This window comes from Neobacillus sp. NRS-1170 (assembly GCF_050468025.1).
On record NZ_JBITPF010000120.1, the window covers coordinates 1 to 3,934 of the forward strand.

Annotated in this window: 3 protein-coding genes; 1 reads left to right on the plus strand and 2 read right to left on the minus strand. The window is 43.6% G+C overall.

The annotated features are described in order from the left end of the window. Positions 1–256 precede the first annotated feature (256 nt). Positions 257–1,066, plus strand: coding sequence for a M15 family metallopeptidase (locus ACIFOT_RS32135; RefSeq protein WP_430073000.1), 810 nt, complete (start codon positions 257–259; stop codon positions 1,064–1,066). 1,271 nt (positions 1,067–2,337) lie between these two features. Here ACIFOT_RS32135 and ACIFOT_RS32140 read toward each other — a convergent pair. Both ACIFOT_RS32140 and ACIFOT_RS32145 read right to left on the minus strand, forming a co-directional pair. Then, on the minus strand, positions 2,338–2,850 hold the full coding sequence (locus tag ACIFOT_RS32140; protein ID WP_430073002.1) for an SRPBCC family protein: 513 nt from the start codon (positions 2,848–2,850) through the stop codon (positions 2,338–2,340). Positions 2,851–3,112: 262 nt separating this feature from the next. Beyond that, on the minus strand, positions 3,113–3,682 hold the full coding sequence (locus tag ACIFOT_RS32145; protein WP_430073005.1) for a dihydrofolate reductase family protein: 570 nt from the start codon (positions 3,680–3,682) through the stop codon (positions 3,113–3,115). Between the last annotated feature and the right edge of the window lie 252 nt (positions 3,683–3,934).

The following is a 3,934-nucleotide window of genomic DNA, read 5'->3' on the forward strand; positions in this document are numbered from 1 at the left end:
GTTCATTATGACTAAACTGCTTACGTTAGTTCAACCAAAAAAGGAACCGCCGCAGCGGTGACAATGGCCTGCTGATATAACTCTTGTGCCTACTATTCCGTCGACTGACATACGGTACACCTGACATTCCAAAAAGCAATGCTAGTAAGTAGAACAGTTTACGCATAGATTGTAAAGGGATTTCAAATCCTATTTGTATCATCGGTCTTAGAAACGATGGATGGATATTCATTTATTTATAGAGGAGTCGGATAATATGGCAAAAAATTTGGTCAGCGCATGGGCAGTTCTCATCATCTTCTTCACCCTCATGGGCTGTAACCGAGATTCAGATTATTCCTCTTCACCCAAACATACCGAAAGCGGCACAAGTCAGTCCTTGACCCCAATGAGCTACCGGTCCCATTCGAACCCAAACGGGACAAACGTGTCGAATGTGAATAAAACAACGACGAAGGATGGAAAGGTAATATATACGACGAAATACCCCGAATCCCTGGGGGTCATCGTGAACAAAAAAATTTATCTGCCTAAGACGTATGTGCCGAAGAATCTGATCTATCCTAAGACCTCCTTTCTCTTTAAAGAAAAAATAGAGAAACGGAAGTTGCGCCAGGAGGCGGCGGCTGCACTCGAAAAGATGTTTGTGGCGGCAAAAAAAGACAAGGTTTATTTAAGCGGGGTCTCGGCCTATCGTTCGTATGCCACGCAGGCGGCCGTCTTTGACCGTTACGTCAAAAGAGACGGGTATGAAAAGGCAAGAACATACAGCGCCATCCCCGGCTCCAGTGAACACCAGACGGGGCTCGCCATTGACGTTAGCGGAAGCAGCGGGAAATGTGCGGCTGCCTCTTGTTTCGCCAATACAAAAGAAGCGAAATGGCTGGATAAGAACAGTGCCAATTTCGGATACATCATCCGCTATCCTAAAGGAAAAGAGTATGTGACTGGCTACAAATACGAACCCTGGCACATCCGCTACGTCGGCACCGCCGTTTCGAAGGAAATGAAAAACAAGAATTTGACATTAGAAGAGTATTTCGGTATTTTCCCAATCCTGAAGTAAGTCGTGATTTTCGATACGAAAAAACCGCGAAAGCTTCACACTCCGCGGCTAACCTTGCCCCTCTTTTCTCTGGTAAAGTGGGGTTTCGTTTTACCTATAGGCAGTTGGATTTTTCGGCTTGAACGGGGTGGGATAGGTTTTTTGATGCCAATTCTTCAGGAACGAGATGAGCCTATCATCAAACATATATCTTACTTCCTTGTTATACTTAAAGGCGTTTTCTTCGCTTTGATTTACCGTATAATGAGTGCTTTTATACCATTGATTATCGGAACATACATCACATTTTAATTCCTTACCCCCAATTTCACTTTTTATAGCATATAAATGACACCTCACTATATAAAATTTATCCAATCCTTGTTCAACTATCCTGCTTAGGTTAGCACAAAAAGAAAAAGCCACCTTTCAGGCAGCTAGATCTTTAACTCTTGCACCAGATAGTTTAAGTGAAAATGTTCACAATTTTTTTACCTTAACAAAATCTAATCCCTTTATGTGTAGGGGCATATCAAAAAGACGCCTTCTTACTAAAGAAAAGCGCCCTATAATTGAAATTATAATTCGCTTAAAACAGAAAATATCCTTCTTCAACAAACCTGCCCAGTTGTGCAATAAGAAAAGCCGTAAGTATTTAGATAAACTTGCAGCCTGTAATCTCTAATTTATAAACCTGGGTAAATGAATCCAAGTTAATACAACCATCCATGAATGGAGGGTCTATACTTGCTTCGACATTAATCTACTTTTTGCTTTCTCAGCAGCTTCATATGGTGTACCGCCATATTCGATAACAGTTTTTTTACCCATTCGAGCATAAACCTTAACTCTGTGTCTCACATTATAAACCCTAAAAGGGGTAGTACCAGCGTAGCTGACACCACTCGCAAACGTCTTGGTATATAATGGTAAATTATTAATGACTTCTCACGATATCCAGTTTTTCAACCGTACGGCGTATTCGGGATAGTACCAGTGAAGCTGTCACCAAGTGCCAACCCCACTCTTACACTTAAAAATACCGGCGATACAATTCTCTGCGCAGCTCACCCCGTAGTTGGGCATATAATTAAGTGGTGGATACTTTTTCATGTCCAAGCAGTCATGAGAAAACAAAGTATTAGACTGACGCGATAAACGAAACAGCAGCAGCCATGGACGAGAAAATAAAGTCCTAGACTGCTGCTGTTTTATTGAACAAACATTCCCAGCTGAAACGTAATATTCAAAGTGATTAAGGTTTTTTGACCGAATAACTTCTTTATCGCATTCTAATTCAGGGAGACAAGATAGTCGGCAAGTTTATCGAAAGAACCCTCTAGATCTTGTTGAAGCTTTGGAGCCATACCTTTGTAGGTTTCTTGTTCCTCAGCTGAAGCGTTCACAGGGCATCCTTTCAGTTTTAAAACAGTTTTACCTTCGTCATCTTCTAGCGTTATGATATTCATAATTTCAAGAGGCCAGCTCATGCTAAAAGGCGCTCGGACCGTATTGCCTTGCTCATCGGAAAAGGATCGGATATAAGCCACTTTCTCAGGTTCGACAACCTCTTGGTATGCAAATTTTCCCCACATAACCTGATTTCCGTCAGGAGACGTCTGAATACCTAAAAACTCGCCACCTGATCGAGCGTCCATTTTAACGATTTCGAGGGTGACCCCCTTTGGTCCCCACCACTTCGCGAAATGCCCGAGCTCTGTCCATGCTTTAAATACGAGTTCGCGAGGGGCATCGTATACACGCGTAATTGCAATTTCGAACGATAGATTCAGATTGTTATCCATGAAAATCCTCCTTGTTTTTTGAAGGGAACTATTCCCCTAGACATGAACGAACGTCTTCCTTTAGAGGGCGAATTAGCTTAATTGAAAGGTAAATGTAAAATACCATTTTACCCCATATGTTTGCGAGTGGTGTCAGCTACGCTGGTACTACCCCTACAAGGCTATGTTAATTCTCATGTTGATTTTCAGCCAAAACTATAACCGCCCCGTTAAGGGCGGTTTATTAAGCTATCGTTCTCCGTTAGCGGAACACCTTGTACGGCTATTTCTCCAACTCATAGCGGGCCGCGATAATGCCCGACTTGAGCGTTCTGCTGGACAGCAGCTTGAGCCTGATTTTCTCGCAGCCGCCGTCGAATACCGATTTTCCGCCGCCCAGGACGACTGGACAAATTGTAAGCAGGAATTCGTCGATCAGGCCGAGCTTAAGCAGCGTCTTCGCCGCTCCCGGGCTGCCGAAGATAACGAGATTTTTGCCGGGCTGCTCTTTGAGTACCTTGATTTCCTCTGCGATATTGTCCTTGATCAGCATCGTATTGTTCCATTCCACCTTGTCCATCGTGCCGGAAATGACGATCTTCTTAACATCCTGCAGCCATTTGGCATGCTCCATATCGTGCCTCGACGCATTCGGATTGTCCAGCTCTGTGGGCCAGTAGCTCTCCATCATGCGATACGTCGTCCGTCCGTAAACGGGAGCTCCGACTTCTGCTACGACCTCCTCGGCGTATTTCTCTAATTCCTCGTTGTACGGAATCCAATCGAGTCCTCCGTTCGAATCCGACGCATACCCGTCCAGCGACACATGCATGAACAATATGAGTTTTCTCATGTCCGTTTCTCCTCCGATTTCGAATTTATTTTGATCGATTTTTTTGGCCGTTGGCCCGCGTTTCATCCTGCTGTTACGTTCATTATAAATCATTACGTTATTGCTCAACATTGTTGTCTTCAAAAAAATTCAGATTTCCGCTTGAACCATCCATTAAGCGCAAAAATCATCGCTTCACCACAGAGAATGAAAATGGATCAGGCAGTCTATACTGTTTAAATGCTGGCGAAGTAGGTCTTTGAACTATGGTGC